This window comes from Staphylococcus pasteuri (assembly GCF_003970495.1).
Taxonomy (GTDB): domain Bacteria; phylum Bacillota; class Bacilli; order Staphylococcales; family Staphylococcaceae; genus Staphylococcus; species Staphylococcus pasteuri.
Genome location: NZ_RXWW01000012.1, coordinates 1 through 489, shown reverse-complemented (window position 1 = coordinate 489; position 489 = coordinate 1). Strand labels below are relative to the sequence as shown.

Below are 489 nucleotides of genomic sequence, written 5' to 3'. Positions count from 1 at the left end.
GAGTAACACGTGGATAACCTACCTATAAGACTGGGATAACTTCGGGAAACCGGAGCTAATACCGGATAAGATTTTGAACCGCATGGTTCAATAGTGAAAGACGGCCTTGCTGTCACTTATAGATGGATCCGCGCCGTATTAGCTAGTTGGTAAGGTAACGGCTTACCAAGGCAACGATACGTAGCCGACCTGAGAGGGTGATCGGCCACACTGGAACTGAGACACGGTCCAGACTCCTACGGGAGGCAGCAGTAGGGAATCTTCCGCAATGGGCGAAAGCCTGACGGAGCAACGCCGCGTGAGTGATGAAGGTCTTCGGATCGTAAAACTCTGTTATCAGGGAAGAACAAACGTGTAAGTAACTGTGCACGTCTTGACGGTACCTGATCAGAAAGCCACGGCTAACTACGTGCCAGCAGCCGCGGTAATACGTAGGTGGCAAGCGTTATCCGGAATTATTGGGCGTAAAGCGCGCGTAGGCGGGTTTTT

The 489-nt window shown here is 51.5% G+C and carries 1 rRNA gene; it reads left to right on the top strand.

Annotated features, from left to right (window positions below):
• Positions 1–489: ribosomal RNA gene (locus tag CD121_RS01630) — 16S ribosomal RNA — on the top strand; the annotation flags it as partial.